16 protein-coding genes and 2 pseudogenes are annotated in these 19,341 nt (G+C 42.6%); 3 read left to right on the plus strand and 15 right to left on the minus strand.

The window, feature by feature from the left end; translation table 11 throughout:
- Positions 1-40: 40 nt before the first annotated feature.
- The 8 genes and pseudogenes from DXA60_RS19875 to DXA60_RS03220 all read right to left on the minus strand — a co-directional run.
- A pseudogene (locus DXA60_RS19875) lies at positions 41-192 on the minus strand (transposase); the annotation flags it as partial.
- Positions 193-284: 92 nt separating this feature from the next.
- A complete protein-coding gene (locus DXA60_RS03190; RefSeq protein WP_117919447.1) occupies positions 285-746 on the minus strand; it encodes a hypothetical protein in 462 nt (153 codons plus the stop codon).
- The gene (locus DXA60_RS03195) at positions 746-1,210 is read right to left on the minus strand and encodes a DUF3990 domain-containing protein (RefSeq protein ID WP_117919449.1); all 465 of its coding nucleotides are present in this window, start codon (positions 1,208-1,210) and stop codon (positions 746-748) included. Before DXA60_RS03195 ends, DXA60_RS03190 begins: the two co-directional genes overlap by 1 nt.
- Positions 1,211-1,225: 15 nt before the next feature.
- Positions 1,226-1,405: a hypothetical protein gene (locus tag DXA60_RS03200; RefSeq protein ID WP_117919451.1), complete on the minus strand. Its 180-nt coding sequence runs from the start codon at positions 1,403-1,405 to the stop codon at positions 1,226-1,228.
- Between the two features lie 41 nt (positions 1,406-1,446).
- Entirely contained in the window at positions 1,447-2,277 is an 831-nt protein-coding gene (locus tag DXA60_RS03205) for an AIM24 family protein (RefSeq protein ID WP_117919453.1), read from the minus strand.
- A gap of 253 nt (positions 2,278-2,530) precedes the next feature.
- On the minus strand, positions 2,531-6,331 hold the full coding sequence (locus DXA60_RS03210; protein ID WP_117919455.1) for an HAD-IA family hydrolase: 3,801 nt from the start codon (positions 6,329-6,331) through the stop codon (positions 2,531-2,533).
- A gap of 260 nt (positions 6,332-6,591) precedes the next feature.
- Entirely contained in the window at positions 6,592-7,227 is a 636-nt protein-coding gene (locus DXA60_RS03215; protein ID WP_015560282.1) for a GDSL-type esterase/lipase family protein, read from the minus strand.
- Position 7,228: 1 nt separating this feature from the next.
- Positions 7,229-8,098, minus strand: coding sequence for a LysR family transcriptional regulator (locus DXA60_RS03220; RefSeq protein ID WP_117919457.1), 870 nt, complete (start codon positions 8,096-8,098; stop codon positions 7,229-7,231).
- Between the two features lie 137 nt (positions 8,099-8,235).
- On the opposite strand from DXA60_RS03220, the gene DXA60_RS03225 reads away from it, so the two are divergent.
- The gene (locus tag DXA60_RS03225; RefSeq protein WP_117919459.1) at positions 8,236-9,600 is read left to right on the plus strand and encodes an MATE family efflux transporter; all 1,365 of its coding nucleotides are present in this window, start codon (positions 8,236-8,238) and stop codon (positions 9,598-9,600) included.
- Positions 9,601-9,656: 56 nt separating this feature from the next.
- Here the strand turns inward: DXA60_RS03225 and DXA60_RS03230 are convergent, their stop codons facing one another.
- From DXA60_RS03230 to DXA60_RS03240, 3 genes are all read right to left on the minus strand, one after another.
- Positions 9,657-11,624, minus strand: a complete 1,968-nt coding sequence (locus tag DXA60_RS03230; RefSeq protein WP_117919461.1) for a RecQ family ATP-dependent DNA helicase — start codon at positions 11,622-11,624, stop codon at positions 9,657-9,659.
- Between the two features lie 93 nt (positions 11,625-11,717).
- Positions 11,718-13,100 (minus strand): sodium-dependent transporter, encoded by a 1,383-nt coding sequence (locus DXA60_RS03235; protein ID WP_442969707.1) that lies wholly within the window; start codon positions 13,098-13,100, stop codon positions 11,718-11,720.
- Between the two features lie 57 nt (positions 13,101-13,157).
- Complete coding sequence (locus DXA60_RS03240; protein WP_199536177.1) at positions 13,158-14,312, minus strand: MFS transporter; 1,155 nt, start codon at positions 14,310-14,312, stop codon at positions 13,158-13,160.
- A 180-nt stretch (positions 14,313-14,492) separates the two neighbouring features.
- Between DXA60_RS03240 and DXA60_RS03245 the strand changes: the two genes are divergently transcribed.
- Entirely contained in the window at positions 14,493-16,145 is a 1,653-nt protein-coding gene (locus DXA60_RS03245; protein WP_117919467.1) for a sensor domain-containing diguanylate cyclase, read from the plus strand.
- On the opposite strand, the pseudogene DXA60_RS19700 reads toward DXA60_RS03245, so the two are convergent.
- The 4 genes and pseudogenes from DXA60_RS19700 to DXA60_RS03265 form a co-directional block, all read right to left on the minus strand.
- Positions 16,094-17,002: pseudogene (locus DXA60_RS19700) on the minus strand (hypothetical protein); the annotation flags it as partial. The gene DXA60_RS03245 and the pseudogene DXA60_RS19700 sit on opposite strands and share 52 nt — an antisense overlap.
- A 133-nt stretch (positions 17,003-17,135) precedes the next feature.
- Positions 17,136-17,747: an ABC-2 transporter permease gene (locus tag DXA60_RS03255; RefSeq protein WP_117919469.1), complete on the minus strand. Its 612-nt coding sequence runs from the start codon at positions 17,745-17,747 to the stop codon at positions 17,136-17,138.
- A complete protein-coding gene (locus DXA60_RS03260; RefSeq protein ID WP_199536178.1) occupies positions 17,744-18,610 on the minus strand; it encodes an ABC transporter ATP-binding protein in 867 nt (288 codons plus the stop codon). The genes DXA60_RS03255 and DXA60_RS03260 overlap by 4 nt, the downstream gene beginning before the upstream one ends.
- Positions 18,611-18,612: 2 nt before the next feature.
- Positions 18,613-18,990, minus strand: coding sequence for a GntR family transcriptional regulator (locus tag DXA60_RS03265; RefSeq protein ID WP_015520232.1), 378 nt, complete (start codon positions 18,988-18,990; stop codon positions 18,613-18,615).
- Positions 18,991-19,167: 177 nt separating this feature from the next.
- Here DXA60_RS03265 and DXA60_RS19880 point away from each other — a divergent pair, with 177 nt between their 5' ends.
- Positions 19,168-19,332 (plus strand): TIM-barrel domain-containing protein, encoded by a 165-nt coding sequence (locus DXA60_RS19880; protein WP_015520231.1) that lies wholly within the window; start codon positions 19,168-19,170, stop codon positions 19,330-19,332.
- The last annotated feature ends 9 nt before the right edge of the window (positions 19,333-19,341 follow it).

Below are 19,341 nucleotides of genomic sequence, written 5' to 3' on the forward strand. Positions count from 1 at the left end.
CTTAACTGTCTCCTTCCTTCTGTCTATTCATTATATGAAAGACATTGTTTTTCTGACATATCTCATAAAAAACTGTTTTATATCGTCTGATACCTGCTTTGATACCACTAGTTTCTTTCTATATTTGCAGACAAAAATAATATGATGCTATCATAAATTCTTGTGTCTGTTTCTTGATTTCCATGTTCCTATAATGCATAGTATAACATTATCCTCTACTTTTAGCTACCTTAACTAAGGCACGTATTTCTGACAGCGTGCAAACGAAACTATTATTTATCAAATTAAAGAATTGTATTTTCTATATAACACTCCAGTAAATAAGATGGATTTTCGTAATAAAGACTACTGTTATAATCATCAATTTTCGGACTTAGAAACGAATTATATACTTTTATCAATGCATCCATTATATCTATTTGTTTTTCCTGTGCCACCTGTTTGATCAAACGTTTATATACTTTTGCAATATCCCAATGTGAGGGAATCACGTATCTGCAATCTGCTACATTATCAAAGGTTCCATTCGGGATCTTCGCTTCTTCCACAAAATCTTCACATACCCTGTCAATATTGTCACAATGATAAATATCTGCCAGCTCATAGATTTTCTGCAGCCGTTCTTTGCCAAGCCAGTTTACAATATCAGCCCTCTTGTTTTTTGTTTTTCTTGCAATATAATCAATCAGACCACATACAAAAAATAAATCATTGTCCTTTTGATCTTCGCGCCCTTCTCCGATCATTACAATGTTACCTCCTCGTAACCTCTATATTCCAGACATTTTAATGCCTCTTTCGTACAAAACGTGATTTGATGCGTTGGATATTTGAATTTTGCCAATACCCAGAATTGTTCTCTTGTAATCGTGCCATCCATATAGTCGGAAATATAGTTATAAATCTGGTCATCTGCCATTGCACCGATCACTATATCGTAATCGTGTACTTTCCCACTTCTGCACGAAATAATAAAATCCAGCCATTCATCCGTCATCTCACGAAATTCTTTGATGTTTAAATCCTGATTTAAACGCACATCATAAATCGACACAATTTTCGTATCATAACGTCTTGCCCACCTCTGCGCCTGCTCTTTTATGATCGTACAATAAAAACCAATGCCAAAGTCTTTTGTATTGCGTCCTATGCGGATTTCCGGGGTTTCAACAGGTGTATAACCACCATGATAAACTGTCATTTTCGCCATAGTATCTCTCCCCCTCTATCCAAAATATTTCTGCATCAGACTGTCAAATAATGTTTGGGTTTCATCAAGAGATTTTTGGACTTCAACTTTCAAATATGTAAACTGCTCTATGACATCTAATGGATTTGTAATTCCTCCTGTCCAGAATGTTTCCCATATCCTGTCAACTTTATTTCGTAATTCTCCGGTAATCATGTGTTTCCTCCATCTTTATTCTGGCAGTATAACTTTCACTTCTACTCTGCCTCATACTTTTCTGCCACTGGCTTTGCCTCCACCGTATGTGTTGCCTCATAGAGTGACGCCGTCGGTGCGACCGGGCTCATGAGCACTTTTCCGGTTCCGCGGTACACATTGACGAGTCCTTCGCCGCTGACTGCCGAACCCACAAGCGTTTTCGTCGATCTCTCCACAGTAAATTCCAGACCAGAGGACCAGCAGACTGCAAGATTTCCGTCAATTTTTAATTCATCATTGTCAAGTTCCACCTCAATCAGTTCTTCATACGGCACGTTACTCTCCAATGCTGCGACACCTTCCCCGACCAGACTTAAGTTGAAAAATCCTTCTTTGCCAAGCACGGTCGATGAGATTGTTTTCCGCGCCGTCAGCTTATTTTTTACGGTTCCGGAACAGGCATAAAATATGCCATCCTCGATCGTCATGCCCTTTTCACCCCAGGATCCGACATCCACTAAGATCAGATATTTATAGGTAGGTTCTAACACCAGAATGCCGTTGCCGACGTATTCCGGTTTGACTGCTGTCTCCTTTGTGATCGCACCTTTGACCATCTTGCCGACAAAATCACCGACTCCCTTGATCCCTGTGGTTGCTTTCACATGACCTGCCATCCACTGCATGCTGCCCGCCTGGATAATGGCAGACTCTTTTCCGTTTAGTTCAATAACGATCTGGCGTCTGCGGACACCCATTTTACTCATAAAGTACTCATTTCTCGCATTTTCCGGCGCAACGGAGGCGTCTGACTGATACTCTAATACATGAAAATTTCCAAGACTGCTCACATATTTTCTTGCGTTGTTTTCTAAATTTTTTATATTCATTTAAACTCCCTTTCCTGCGCTGTTTTCTAATGAAAACAAGGTTTGCACACTGATCTTCTATTCTTTCTTATCCACTCCATTATAAAACAACCTGCTTTTCTGATTCAATCAATATCCGTATCATGTTTAAATCTTCAGTTATAAAGTCGTTACTGTTCACTCGTACCTCGTTCCAGTAACGGATTTTGCCGATGCTTCGCATTCCAAATCGGCAAAATCTGCTGCCACCACTGTATCATACGGCATTTTCAGTTCAGAAAATGCCTGCCTGTGAACAGTAGCGTAAAGTCAATGTTCTCTGGTAGATCTCAACCAATTTTTCACGGTTCTTTTCGCTGATAAAATAATAATCGCTCTGACTCCCCTCTGCCATGATATAAGGTCCAAAAGTCCGTATCCCACAAAACAACACAGTTCCTTTCGATGCTACGGCAAGCCCGTATCCCTTTTCCGATATCACAAGCGGCATTCTTAACTTTTTCCCACCATGGGAAATATATTTTGCTTTTGCTGTCACATCCATAAAATCAGCGGCAAGCAGTCCCTTTGCTTTCAAATGTTCGGACTTTTCCCATTCAAAAAATGTCCAGTTACATCCGCCTTCCTGAAACCTCGGTTCCTCCGCTTTTTCCGTAAGCAGTAACTGCTTTTTCTCATTGTAAAAGCAGACCGCACCATTATTTTTTGCAATGCGCACGGTAACTTTTTCCGTTGCAATTTCTACCAGCATTTTGGATTCTTTTGCACTCCATGTAAATGCTGTATCCGCCTTTCCTTTCCATGCGGTATCGCCAATTTTTTCCGTGACACCCTTCACGAAACTGACCCGGATCACCTCCGGTGTAATCGGCGTGATGCGTAAAAGTCCGTACATGCTGGAAAGTTCCACATAGCTTTTCGTCTTTTTGATCCATTTGATGGCAAAATTGTTTCGGGAGTGACCTTTGACACGGAGGATCGCATTGTCCGGGATCGCGCCAAATTCATAGGGAGAGATAATGATTTTCTCCGTATGGTTTCCTTCGTTTTTTCCAGAGCTGTCTGCTGCTTTTCTGACTGGCGCTGCCACAGCTCTCTTATAGGCAGATGCCATTTTCTGCCCTGTCAATATTTTTCCTCTTGCCTCAGCCTCATTTTCTTTCCCCTGCGTTTTAATGACAATGCGCTTCGGGCCGATATACTCGCGCTCTGCCATATCCTTTGCGCCCTCGATCCTGCGCTGCTGTTCGATCTCTTTTTCCGTGTGCTGCACCCGTTCAAATTCCGCTGCTTTTGTCAAGGTTTCTGCCGCAAACTCTTTCATATGTTTTCCTTCCGGGACTTTGTCGGCAAGGATCCCGGTCAGTTTTCCACGGTACAAAACCACAAGTTCATGCAGTGCGCGGGTCGCAGCCACATACAGAAGTTTGACATGCCCGTTATCCGACGGGTATTTTTCCTGCGTCGGATCAAACAGCAGCACAGCATCAAATTCAAGTCCTTTCGTGTAGGAGACAGGAAGCACCATGACGCCATCCCCGAACTCGGCTTTTTCCAGATCTGTTTCTACAATTTTTACATATTTCTTTAGTTCTTCCGCAACCTGTGCCGCTTCCGCCTCATCACGACAGATCACAGCGATCGTCTCATAACCGTCCTGCTGCCATTTTTTGATCGTGGTGACGGTATCTGCCAGCAATTTATTTTCATCCGGACATGCCACCGTCTGCACCGGATTTCCGTGACGGATAATCGGCTCTACCGGATAAATGGAAAAATCTCCATGGCGCAGGATCTCGTTTGCATACTCTGAAATCTCCACCGTGTTGCGGTAACTTTTCCTAAGAAGTCCAAACGCATCGAAGATCCCGGTCAAAATCAGTTTTTTCAACTCTTCCCAGTCGTTTAAACCATACTCAAAATGAATATTCTGGGATGTATCACCCATGATCGTGTAAGTACAGCCATACAGACAGTAATGCAGGCATCTGTATGACATCATGCCAAAGTCCTGCGCCTCATCAATCACTACATGGCTCGCCTCACGCACCGGATCCGTCTCTTTGATCCTCTTGTAAATATATGCAAGCGCCGCAAGATCATAGACATCAAACGAGTTTTCCGGCACATCGACTTCTTTTCCTGCCTCCTGCTGCGCAAGTAAAAATTCTCTGTAAAAAGTAAATACAGATTCTCTCCATTTTCCATCCCCAAAATAAGACGCGTATTTTTTGTCTAAAATCTTTTTCTCTTTTGGCGGAAAAGTCACGGACTTCCCGGAAACCTCATTTTCATATTTTGCATACAAAATCTCATTTAACATGAGTATCTTGCTCTGCATGGAAACTTTCGGATTATTTTTTAAATAACGTCCGATCTGCTTCTTTGATAACAGGAGATTTCCAGTCTTTTCCATATAAATGTCTTCTTTTGCGATCGACTGATTCTCATAGTTCTGGCAGAATTTTTCTAAATCCAGAAACCACGCCGTGCCGCCCTTGATGCTGTTTTTTGCATCTGTCTTGTTGATATTGTGGTAAGAAAACCGCGTCTCGTCCCAATCCTCATACAAAAGGCGGATGAAAAGCTGCTCCATCGTCATCTGACGGATTCCATACACATCAAGTTCCGGCAGAACACTTGTAATATAATTCAAAAGGATCCGGTTGCTTCCTATAATATAAAAGTCCTCCGGGCGGAAATCATCTTTATAATTATATAGAATATAGGAAATACGGTGCATCGCCACTGTCGTTTTTCCGGAACCGGCGACACCCTGCACAATGATGTTCGTTTTCGGCGAACGGCGGATAATGAGGTTCTGCTCTTTCTGGATCGTCGCAATGATCTCGCCCAAAACTGCCTTTTTATTTTGGGCAAGGTATTTTGTCAGCAGTTCATCGTTGGCGACCACATCCGAATCAAAGAAATCTTTTAACCGGTCATTTTCAATCTCGTAAGTGCGCTTGCATTTCAGATCAATCTCAAATGTCCCCTCAGAGCTCACGGTATACTGGCATGTTCCCATCCTGCTCTCATAGTATACTGATGCAATCGGTGCCCGCCAGTCGAGCACGACCGGATCAGAGCTGCTGTCCGTGATGCCGACTCTTCCAATATAATAAGCCTCATCCGCTTTCGCCTTTGGATCCCTGAAATCAATACGCCCAAAATACGGCTTCTTACGCGCCTTTTCATAGCGCACCAGTTCCCGTTCATCCTCCTTTAACCGCGCGGTTGCATTGTTCCAGAGTGCCAGTCCTTCCTTATCCTTTGCATCGTAGACTTCGAGGAGATCGGCAAGATCTTCATTGATCTTCCGGATATCTTCTTTCGCATGATCTAAATTATCCTGCGCAATCTCTATGATTTTACTGAGCTGATGCTCCTCGTCTTCCTTGGTCAGACCAGGGAATTTCTTAAACAGCTTTATGATCTCATCTAACGAATCCACCCTCGCTGCCAGCTTCCCACGCAATGCCTCATCCGGTTCGGTCTGATCCGGCACCATCACAACATTACAGCCTGCACCATAAGCACTGCATACACCGTTTGGGGAATCCTCAACTGCGATACATTCCTCCGGCAAAAGCGCAAGCTGTCTGCATGCATACTGATAGATATCCGGTGAAGGCTTTCCATGTTCCACCATCGTTGCACAGATGATCTGATCAAAATAACCGTAAAGACCAAGCTGCTTTAAATACTGTTCTGTACGCACCTGATCTGTCGCCGTCGCGATTGCACGGCGAATACCCTGTGCCTTTAAATAATCAAGAAGTTCGATTGCACCTTTTTTGATCTCAATTCCATTTTTTTTCAAACACTCTCCCATGATCTGCTTGCGATAATTTCGTATCGCCGTATAATCCAGATCCGGATCACGAAACATTTCTTTTAAATGCTGTGGTGCATATGGCTGCCCAAGTGACCGCATGGTAAGTGCCTGTTCATCCGTCATTTCATACCCAAAATGCGCCAATGCCTTTGGCCAGAACATGCGGTAATATTTTTCCGTGTCGATCAGTGTGCCGTCCATATCAAAAATTACGGCTTTTATCTTTTTTATATTCATGTTTTTCCTCTTCTATCCCGAACCATTACCTCAATTATACAACAACCGGCTGCATAAATCCCTGCCAGAACGATTGTCGTGAATTAGAATATTTTAACACATTTATTTTCACACGACAACGCTATTTCGAATGGCTGATACATTCTGCTGGATTGCAGAGCCAAAATCTTTTGAAAATGATTCTTTTCGCATACGAAACTGTCACAGAGGAAGCAAAAGACTATGCATCTTTATGACCTGCATACAAGACAAACTATATTTCAGACGTTCCATCGTGGCTCTTTTGCATACCCCATAAACAGATCAAAGATCGCACGGTAGCCTTCTTCCTTGATATGCATTCCCTCAATCGTATACTCTGCTTTGAGATTTCCATCCCGGTCTTTTAACGGATCATTGATATCTATATATTTTGCATGATGTCTTTCCGCAAGCTCCTGCACTGCCTTATTTGCCATCGCAATTTTCCCGTTCGTGCGGACACGCAGACATGGTTTCATCTCCTCGGCTGCTGCTTCATAATTAATCGGATAATATGCCATCATATAGATTTCAATATCAGGCAGTTTGTTTTCTACAATGGAAAGTATCCTGTCATAGTTTGCGATCATCCGGTCGATGGATATCGCAGGATCACTCAGATCATTTGTCCCGATATTGATAAAAAGGCGGGACGGCTTTAGATCCAGGATGCAGACATCTACATTTTCAAGCAGCTCGTCTGTGATAAAACCGCCGATTCCACGGTTATAGACCGTGATATCCAGATGGTCTTCGTCAATAAATTTTTCGACCGGAAACATCTCCATCAGTGAGGAACCTGCGCATACAATTTTCCCCGGTACCACTTCCTGATTCAATTTACTGTAACGTGCAATTTTTTCTTCTTTCGTCATGTTAATCCTCCTCAAATTCCATTTCCTTAATAAATGCTTCCACTTCTGCCGGCAAATGTTCCTCGCGCCATGCTAACAATATCTCGGTTGTAAGATCAGCGTCCGTAATGCCATAAACACACATCGAGTCAGACACACGCATGGACTCTGGCAAAATTGCCACTCCAATCCCTTTTTCTGCAATTGTCATCGCTGTTCTTGCATCCTCACATTCATAATAGATATCGCAGGTCAGTCCAACAGCCTCAAACGCTGAAATAATATAATTCCGATACCGGTGTGATAATATCAGATGTTCCTTTGACAATTCTCTCAAACTAATCTGTGATCCATCCTTTTTCCTGAATCCCTCTATTCCCTCATATCCATCTGCTGCCACGGCAGCCAGTTTTTCCCGAATCAGCCTCTTTGTCTTACAACCGTTCAGCGTGATCGGCGTACGCAGTGTTGTGATATCTATCATGTGCTTTTCTAATTGTTCTTTTAAATTGAATGTCGATCCCTCATGAATATCAAAATGAATCCCCGGATATTGTTTTGAAAACCTCTCAATATATTCTGACATCATCAGAACCGTAGATGGTGTAATACCAATATGTATCGTTGCAGACTGGCTTGCCTTGACCACCTCACGCTTTGTAACATCTAACATTTTTAAAATACTGCCAGACCTTGCATACAACACCTTTCCAGCTTCTGTCAATGTAATTTTCTTTGTTCCACGAAAAAAAAGCTGTACATTAAGTTCTTCTTCAAGCATTTTCATCTGATAACTGACCGGTGGCTGTGTCATTTTAAGAACTTTCGCAGCACCACTCACCGTTCCCTCTTCCACCACTGCACGAAAATATTCCAACTGTCTGATTTCCATGTTTCCCTCCTCTCCTGTTTTTGTCAGTATATATAAAAAATATTGTTTTATGATATAAAATAAATATTTTTTATATATTATAATTTATGCTATACTGGTTTTCAAGAATTAAATTTTTCACAAAAATGAGGATTACCATGAAACGCATTGATTTTGAAAACGGAACCGTAACTGAAAATATATTAAGCGCTGCCCTCCCTATGCTTGCAGCCCAGATTTTAAGTCTGCTCTATAACATTGTAGACCGCATTTATATTGGTCGTATCCCGGATATCGGGACCACAGCGCTTGGTGCTGTCGGACTTTGTTTTCCGCTTATTATGATCATCACAGCATGCAGCAATCTGTTCGGGAGCGGCGGCGCACCGCTTTTTTCGATCAACCGTGGGAAAGGTGATAAAGAACAGGCAAACAGGATCTTAAATACCTCTTTTTCCATGGTATGTGCCAGTGCACTCCTCCTGATGGGAACCGGTCTTCTCTTTGCAAAACCACTTCTCATTCTTTTTGGTGCCTCGGAAAATGCACTGGTTTTCGCCAGACCCTATATGATGCTCTACCTGCTCGGTACACTTCCATCTATGATCTCTACCGGCATGAATCCATTTATCAATGCACAAGGGTATTCCACAACCGGTATGCTTTCCGTAGCGATCGGCGCAGTTGCAAATATCCTCCTAGATCCGCTTTTTATTTTTACCTTTCATCTTGGGGTAAACGGCGCAGCGATCGCCACCGTATTATCACAGATCTTATCCGCATTATTTGTATTTCATTTTCTGCGCCGCAAAGCGGAAATCAAAGTCCGCCTGCTTCGAAAAAATGAACTTTTCTCCTGCATTCCTCTTGCGAAAAGTATCATCAGCCTCGGTACATCCGGTTTTATCATGCAGCTCACCAACAGTCTCGTCTCCATCTGCTGCAATCATGTACTCTCCGTCACCGGTGGCGATGTGTACGTCTCTGTCATGACAATCGTCTCAAGTGTCCGCCAGATGGTGGAAACTCCGATCTATGCGATCACGGAAGGTTCCTCCCCAATCATAAGCTACAACTATGGTGCCCTCCGCCCCACGCGCGTCAAAAAAGCCGGCATCACGATGGCTCTTATGGCGCTCGTCTATACCGGCCTCATGTGGAGCGTGATCATTCTCGCCCCGGAATATTTAATTAGTGTTTTCAGTTCGGATACAGCACTGTCAGCAGATGCCGTTCCCGCATTAAAACTGTATTTTGCTGCATTTATCTTTATGGATCTGCAGTATATCGGTCAGACTGTTTTCAAATCTTTAAACAAACGGAAACAGGCGATCTTCTTTTCCCTGCTGCGCAAGGTGTTTATCGTTGTACCGCTGACCTATCTTCTGCCATACACTTTCCACATGGGAACGGACGGCGTATTTCTTGCAGAACCCGTATCAAATGTGATCGGTGGCAGTCTGTGTTTTATCACAATGCTGTTTACGGTTCTGCCGGAGCTGAACCGGATGGAAAATCAGTAAAATAGTTACTGCTCATCTGCAAGCCTGACATTCGCGGTCAGGCTGTGCACCAAAGTCTATACTATGTCTGAAAAATACTCTTTCAATTCTGCAATGATCATCTCCTGGCTTTTTCTTGTGTGGATCAGTGCATAATAATGTCCGCCACCAAATTTTGACCGTCTTTCCTCTTCCTGTATTCCCACTGCAATGCCCTTTTCGGTCACGCGTTTGATGCGGTTTTCCTCTTGTTCTTCTTCCTTCAGATAGCCTTTTTGCACAAGCAGATCATTAACAGATGCTGCTGTCAGTTTTTTCATATCTTTTGCACTGCAGAGTGCATTGATCTGATCGGTCAGCTCTGATAACATACAGGCATCCGATAATACGACCTCATCTAACTTTTCCGGTGTAATAGAAAACGGACGTTTTGTTTTTCTCGCCGGAGCTTTCGACACCGTTTCAACGATCATTCCGCCGATTTTGGATTTTCCTGCGGCCATCGCTTCCATTTTATGTGTTTCTAAAAACTTCCGGATGATCTCTGTAAAATTATCTCCATAGCTTGCAATCTTCTGTACACCCATTCCGTATACGTCAGCCATCTGTATCTCATCCGTCGGACATTTTGCACACATATCCTTTATCGTTTTATCAGAGCAGATGATAAATGGCGGCACTCCCTGTTTTGCTGCAAGCTCTGCCCTGCATTTACGAAGCAGTTCAAACAGTTCCTGTCCCTCCTGTGTTAAGTCTGCTAACTCCGCTGTCTTTTTCTTTGCCTTTCCGGTCTGGATATAATTTTCCTCAGCCTCATCCTCCATCACAACGCAGTTACTGCACTTTTCACAGGTACATGGACTGTGATCCCCGAAATAGTTCAGGATAAACTGACGCAGACACTGATCCGTCTCACAATAACCTATCATCTGATTTAACTTCCGCTGTTCATTTGCCCGGACTGCCGGATCCCCCGACGTATATCCGCCCTCTGTCGCCTTATAGTCAAGCAGCCGTTTGTTGATCATGATATCCTGTTTGGAAAAGAAAAGCACACACTCCGCTTCCTCCCCGTCGCGCCCGGCTCTTCCCGCCTCCTGATAATAATATTCAAGGCTTTGCGGCATATTATAATGGAGCACATAACGCACATTGGATTTGTCGATCCCCATTCCAAATGCGTTGGTCGCAACCATCACACGGATCCTGTCATAGGTAAAATCATCCTGACTCTCTTTCCGTTCTTCCAAAGAAAGCCCCGCATGGTACCGCCCTGCCAGAATGCCGTGCTGCAATAAAAGTTCACAGACACTGTCCACATTCTTTTTTGTCGCACAGTAGATGATTCCACTCTCATCCTCATGCCTTTTGACATAATTTAAAATACTGTTGTCCGTCTCTTTTCCACCTTTTCGCTTTACGACACGGAAGAAAAGATTCGGCCGGTCAAACCCGGTCACGACAGTCACCGGATTCTGCAGGTGCAGACTTCCCGTGATATCCTGTTTGACGCGCTCAGTTGCTGTCGCTGTAAATGCACTGACCACCGGACGCCCCGGCAGTCTTGCAAGGAAATCTGCGATTTCTAAATAACTTGGGCGGAAATCCTGTCCCCACTGGGAGATACAATGCGCCTCATCCACCGTCACCATGGATATATCTGCCTGACATGCAAAATCTAAAAAACGCATGGTATTCAACCGCTCCGGTGCCACATAGATGATCTTATACTTTCCCTGCGCTGCATACAAAAGTGCTGCCCGGATCTGATTCTCCGTCAGCGAACTGTTGATATATGCTGCATGTACTCCTGCCTGATTCAGTGCTTTGACCTGATCGGACATCAGGGAGATCAATGGCGAGATCACGATCGTGATACCGGAAAGCATTAGTGCCGGCACCTGATAACAGAGTGACTTTCCGGCTCCGGTCGGCATGATGCCAAGTACATCCTTTCCCTTTAAAATTCCTTCCATCAGCTCCTGCTGACCGGTGCGCAGGGTATCATATCCAAAATAGTGTTTGAGGGTTTGGTACAGGTTCACGTTTTTTCTCCTTTGTTGGTTTGAGCATAACTGCTGATGACATCCATCACATAAGTGAGGACAAGCCGCTTATTAAAATATATTATATTTTCTTTACATTGCTATCCAGCCAAATGCATTTGCCACGGAACTGATCAGTATGATCAGTGCAAAGACCGGGCACAGATATTTGATCATCACAATAAAAATCTTTTTCCTGCGGAATGTGCTCTCTCCGTGCATGATCTCATCTTCCATCCGCTTCATTCCGACGATTCTCGATACAAACAGGCTTGTGAGCATTGCCGCAATCGGCATCATCACAGAGTTCGTCAGAAAATCAAAGAAATCCAAAAACTGCATGCCGATAATTTTAATGCCTACTAACGGTCCATATCCCAGTGAAGATAAACTTCCAAGCGCGATCATGATCACTCCGACTAAAACCGTTGCTCTTCTTCTGCTCCATCCCAGCTCATCCTCAAAGGTAGAAACCGCGCTCTCAGTCAATGCGATAGAACTTGTTACTGCTGCAAACAGTACTAGCAGGAAAAATAAGATTCCAACTACTGTCCCAAATCCCATATTCTCAAACACTTTTGGAATTGTAATAAACATCAATGCCGGTCCCGCCTGCAGAGTATCCGGGTCGCCGCCCGAAAATGCGAACACCGCCGGAATGATCATCAGTCCCGCCATAATAGCGATCGCCGTGCCAAACACTTCCACATTTCTTGTGGAATCTTCCAGTGATGTTTCTTTTTTCATATAGGATCCAAAGGTAATGAGGATTCCCATTGCAATCGACAGCGAATAAAACATCTGTCCCATCGCCGCTACCACCGTCATCCAGGAAAAGTTTTTCACATTTGGCACAAGAAAATATTTTACTCCCTCCATGGCGCCCGGTCTTGTCACGGAATACACCGCAATCAGGACGGATAATACGATCAGTATCGGCATCATAAATTTCGATACACGTTCGATTCCGTTTCGCACCCCTGCGTAAATGATCGTCAGAGTGAACAGACAGAACAGGATAAAACAGAGTTCCGTGGATACTCCATCTGAGATAAACTCCGAAAAATATCCGTCTGCCGCCAGCATTTTTCCATTTCCCCTGATATACTCGATCAGGTATTTGATCACCCAGCCGCCGATCACGGAATAATACGGCACGATCAATACCGGGATGATCGCATTGATCCATCCACCGGCTGACAGCCATCCGGCTTTTCCAAATGCCTGAAACGCTCCCACCGGACTTTTCCTTGTCATGCGTCCAAGTGCCGACTCAGCCATGATCATCGTATATCCAAACGTCAGTGCCAGTAAAATATAGATCAGAAGGAAAATCCCTCCACCATATTTTGCCGCCAGATATGGAAATCTCCAGATATTTCCAAGTCCTACGGACGCACCTGCGGCGGACAGTACATAACCCAGTTTCCCGGAAAAAGAACTTCTTTTGTTGTCGTGTGTGTGTAAATTGCTCATATCTTTTTGTTCACGGTTTGTGAAACAGTCTCCCTTCATTTTTTGTTTTCTTCTCTATTACCGCACCAGCCGGAATGTCTTTTCCACCATGAAAAACATTAACACAATGAAAATCAGCACATAGACCGGCAGCAGTGTGATGGAAATATGATTTGCGATCAGTCCAAAAACCGGCGGCATAAATGTAGAGCCGACATAAGCACTCGCCATCTGGATACCGATGATTGCCTGGGAATTTTTCTCTCCAAAATTTGCCGGTGTTGCGTGAATGATCGATGGGTAGACCGGTGCACATCCAATCCCCATCACGACAAGTCCTGCCAGAGCTGCCGTGTCAGACGGAATCGGCAGAAGTACTGCAGCACAGCCAGCCAGTAAAATAGTTGTGCCAAGCCTGATCATCTTATGATCACCTAATTTTTCCGTCACAAATCCTGCCAAAAATCTTCCGAGCGTGATACCGCTGCAGAACAATGCCGCATATGCCGCCGCACGCTCCGCAGAGATACCTTTTGCACCGACCAGATAACTGCTTGACCAGAGGATCAGTGTAGATTCCAATGCACAGTAAGAGAAAAATCCAAGCAAGAGCTGTGGTACGCCTTTGATCTTCACTGCACCGCGTATTCCAATCACCTCGTGCTGCTCTTCCTGCTGTTCTGCCGTTTTGTTGACTTTCCAGACCGGAAGTGTCACAAACAGAATCATTGTGATCCCCATCTGAAGAAAAGATACCATGCGGTAACCGTTCTGCCAGGATGAGGTGGTCAGTGCATAGCTCATTATGTACGGGCTGATGATTGTTCCCACGCCCCAGAAACAATGCAGCCAGCTCATATGTTTTGATGAATAATGCAGTGCAACATAGTTATTGAGTGCCGCATCGATAGCTCCTGCGCCAAGTCCATACGGAATCGCCCACAGGCACAACATGTAAAATGCGCTCGACGTCGAAAAACCAAACAAGGCAGCTGCCGTTAACAGGACACTGCATACCGTAACGATCTGTGTTCCAAATTTCTTTGTCAGGCGTTCCGACATTAAACTTGAACAGATCGTCCCTGCAGAGATGATCATTGTGACCAGTCCTGCATAGGACAGCGGCACCGAAAATGCCTCATGCATGATCGGCCATGCCGAACCAAGCAGAGAGTCCGGTAAGCCAAGACTTATAAATGCCATGTAAATTAATAGTAATAATAGTGTGTACATTTTTTGCTCCTTTATTTATCCAATTCGCCGTTTGCCACTTATACAAGTATCTTGACTCGCTTCGCCCGGCAGTCTTATTATATCTTGAACGCCACCAAAAATCCACGCAATATTATAGAATATTATCCCATAACATGGTAAAATAAAGTAAAAGTATTATTTGTGGAGATCTGATCATAGATGAACTTAAGACAAAATAAAGAAAAAATCGCACAGCAAATGTTAACAGGTGTAATTTTGACATTATTTATCATGCTCCTGCTTTGTACCATATTTACAAATCAGGATGCAGCCTCTGTAAGCAAACTCAAAGCGCGTCAGCCTGACAAAATACAATACCTGGATGATGGAATGGTACTGCTTAGTTTTAACATTAACCGCAATGAAAGCAACAACGGTTCCCTTGTATTTTTTACCTCACATCAGCATGTGACCGTTTCTACGAAAAACAATGAAATATACAGATTAGATGACTCCGGTGGAATATGGGGGCATACAACAGGAAATGTATGGAATTTTGTCAAACTGCCGACACATGCAGAAACAGTCATAGTCAGGCTGGAACCCTGTTATCCGGAAACAGCCGGTCAAATTGAACAATATTATATAGGAACCGGAAATGAAATCTATACAGGCATATTGCGTCAGTCTATGCCCACTTTTATAGCGAGTGTATTTATTCTGTTAGCCGGTTTTTTTATCACGTGTTACTGGGTGTTTATTCACAACAGCAGCCATATAGACGGAACCCTTTTTTATCTAGGGATCTTCTCCATATTGCTTGGACTTTGGACCGCCAACGAGACAGATGTTTGTTCTCTGATGCTCCTAAACAGAAGATCATCTGCTTTTGCTGCTTTTATGTTTCTGATGATAATGCCTATCCCATTTTTGATGTTTGTAAAGAGCTTCCTTGAGATCAATGATGATAAAATCTGGAAAATCATCTGCGATCTTTGTATACTTCAGACAGTTGTCTGCAGTTTGCTGCACTTTACCGGATTCTATGAGTTTCGAAGAAGCATCTGGATCACTCACATTTCCATTTGTATGGTGCTCGTTTATCTCATTGCAGTTATCATATATAAGATTGTAAAAAAACAGACAGACCAGAAACTGAAAGCCTGCATGATGGCTCTTACGCTTGTCATCATTGCAACTATCGTGGATATGGTCGGTTATTACAAAACAGGAAATAATTCCGGAATGTTTGGAAGATCATCCTTCCTTGTATTTATCATAATTCTCGGTTTAGAATCCGCAAGACAGGCTGTTACCAGTTTGAAAAAAAGACGCAGGATGGAGGAACTCGAACAATTTGCACTGAATGATTCCATGACAGGACTCTACAACAGAAATGCCTATGATTACTTTATAAATAATGAATCGGATATTAAAAATCATATGGTGGTTACATTTGATCTTAATAATCTCAAGATGTGTAACGACAACTATGGACACAGTGCCGGGGATGCCTATATCATCAATTCGGCACATATCATAGAGACTGCGTTTGATCGTTTTGGCAAATGTTACCGTATCGGCGGCGATGAATTCTGCTGCATCATACCGGATGCAACAGAATTTCAGATAGAACATTTTATTCAAAAAATGCATCAGGACGTAGCGATACTCAATAATAAGAATATCATTCCGACTGAAGTGAAAATCGCATGCGGATATGCGCTGGTCACACCGGATGATACCGATATAGAAAAAGTGCGTGAACGTGCAGATGAGATGATGTACCATAACAAGAAAGTGTTAAAGGGACTTATTAAAAAAAGATCCAGCATATTATCCAGATATATCTCCTCTCTGACCTGCAGCTGATACTCAGGTTTTGTCATATAATAGAGCAGAAACTCCAGAATCAGGGCGCTGCCAAGTCCCCTGCCTTCGATTTTAAAATTGGAAAATCCCATCGGCAGATAGCTGTTTTTCATATCATCCACACCAATAAATCCGGGATTTTCCATTGCCTTCGAAAAACGATAGCCATTCCCTGCATCCGGAGCTGCACAGCGGTGATCCGGACCATTTTCGCCAAGGTTTTTGCGGCTGACAGCTTCATAGCAGATTTTCCTGTCCCCACAGCCAAACCAGCAGCATTCATTACATAAGAATTCCACTTTGGCTTTCTGTGCCCCTGTCAATGTATTTAATTTATCAAAAACCTTATTCAACCGGAAATCCGGTACGACGTAAAGAAACTCATCTCTGTTTACTTCCCTTACGAACTGCTCAAAATCCGTCAGGACCTTGGTGGTGGAAGAAACAAAATAAAATCCCGGATAATTTTTTTTCAGATATTCCAGTAACAGGTCCGAATAGATAATGACACCATTTCTGACACCCTCACTTTTCTCAAATAAAGTGCAGAGATGATTGCATTTCTTATCCCAAAGATGTTCCTGCCCAAGCAGGGAATTGCTGAATGTAAGCCGCGCTGAGATTCCGTATTCCTGCATCAACGCAAAAACCTCCTGTGGGTCGTGATCCCCGAACGAAGTACGACCTCCACCCCAGATACAATCTGACGGGGCACCATAGACAGAGCCTATCTCACACCAGTCGTAAAAGTATTCTCTGTGTTCCCGGAATAGTGGCAGAAACACATGGTACAATTCATAAAACTCAAACAGGCCTGGAAGATGGTAGTATGCTGTGTTCTTTTTTAATTGATTCATGTCTGTATTCTCACCCCTATTAAATACTAGCTATACATGCTGTAAATCTTATCATTCATACAGCATTTCAATCAGCACTGAAAAATTCTAGCATCATGACCGTTGACTGGCTCGTCTGGTTTTGCTTTATCACCTAATATTCCTTTTTCTTGAAAATACCTACAGTCAAAGGAAAGGACACGATAAATAACAATATAGAACAACCAATTAAAATAAACGTCCCGAACAACGGTATATTAAAAAGCATTGTGGCAATACCCAATGCACAAATCAAAGATATGATAAGAAACACAATGGTTTTATCTTCCCCCGCTAAATAAACCATAGGAATAAATATTGCTCCCATTGTAAGACTTATACTAATTCCTATTACAAGTACACCTGAGATACCCTCAAATTGTTCAAAAGTAATTCCATGTAACAGATAGGATAGGGCTATTATAATGCCAACGAAAAGCACTCCTATCACAATCCATAATAATTGATTTATATATAAACTTTTTACAATATCAATCCGCTTTACTGGCAAAGTAAGTTTATATTTTCCCCATTTTGAGGAAAATTCATTTCCAATAACGGTAGCTGCATTTACTGCTAATCCGACAATTCCAATAATTATGAAATACATTTGCCATGTCTGGTCTGGAATAATGATAACGGCAATCCCCATTGCAAACATAAAAAGCAAAAAAATTTTTGCATTTGTCCATACAGCAAGAAAATTGCTTTTAAAAAGACCTTTCATACATGATCCCCCCTTACTAAAAGCAAAAAAATTTCATCAACAGAAACGTGGTCTATCACGATTTCTTTGTACTTTCTCTGCATTGCTTTACAATCTGAAACCAGAACATCAATTTGAAAATCACGTTTCCGATAAACAATAATATCTGCCGGATCTAATGCAAGGAATTGATTTTCCTTGCAGCGCATAACCGCATAATTATAAACCAAATCATTTTTCGATACGGTCATAATCAGTTTTCCGTTATGAATGAATGTAATATAGTCTGCCACTTTTTCTAAATCACTTGTAATATGGGAAGAAAGTAAAATAGAGTGGTCTTCTTCCTGTACGAAATCAAGGAATGTATCTAACATCTCGTCGCGTACAACAGGGTCAAGTCCGCCAGTAGCTTCATCCAGAATTAACAGTTGTGGATGGTGTGATAAAGCAACCGCAATCGCTAATTTCATTGTCATCCCTCTGGAATATTGCTTAATTTTTTGATTTGCAGGTAATTTGTATTCTTTTAAAAATTTCTGAAACAAAATATTGTCCCATTGCTTATAAAATCCTGACATAACTTTCGCTAATTGTGCTGCTGTCCAATAAGCTGGAAAATTATCTCCGTCATAAACAACACCTATTCTTTCCCGCATATCTGTATCTGCGTCTGTCATTTCTTTTCCAAACAACTTTACCATTCCGCTGTCTTTGGCGATTGTATTTAGAATACAGCCAATCATTGTAGTTTTTCCGGCTCCGTTTTCCCCGACAAAACCCAAAATAGAACCATACGGCAGAGAAAAAGTCACATTTTCTAACGCAAAATTTGACTTAGAAAATGTTTTGGAAACCTGTTGTAATTCTAAAATATTTTCCATGCTCATTCGTCCTCCTGATAGAATAAAGCCAACAACTCCGTCAATTTTTCAAGGGAAATATTACTTGTCCGTCCAATCTCTGCGGCGGCTTGTAAATGTTCCTCTGCAATACGTTGTTGTTCTTCTTGATAAAATTCTTTGTTTTGTGCCGATACAAAACTCCCCCTGCCGACAGTTGTTTCAATAAAACCGTCCCTTTGCAGATCCTCATATGCTTTTTGGACGGTAATCACACTAACATGAATAGATTTTGCCAGTGAACGCATTGAGGGAATAGCGTCTCCGGCTTGCAGTTCTCCACTCATTATCATTGCTTTTATCTGCGATGTGATTTGCTCATATATCGGCTTGTTGGCGTTATTACTTATAATGATTTCCATAACTCACCGCCTTCGTTTTTTCGATTGTACTTAATGTACAGTTACATTATAACATCTATAAACTCATAGTCAACCCTCAAAATAAAATTGCCAGATACAGTTATCAAAAATAGCTGTATCTGACACTCAGAATAGGGGGCTGCTGTCTGTCAAGCTCTGTGTGTTACTTTACCGCACATGAGCATTGTAGCACCGGTTCTCTCCGCAGATATAAATAAACGCGATGTATATCTTCCTGCAGGAAAATGGGTAAACATAACAGACGGCACAACCTATGAGGGTTGTCAGACTATTATAGCAGATGCACCGATTGAACATATTCCAGTGTTTGAACGGATATAGATATAAACA

The organism is Roseburia sp. OF03-24, assembly GCF_003463035.1.
GTDB classification, from domain to species: Bacteria; Bacillota; Clostridia; order Lachnospirales; family Lachnospiraceae; genus Roseburia; species Roseburia rectibacter.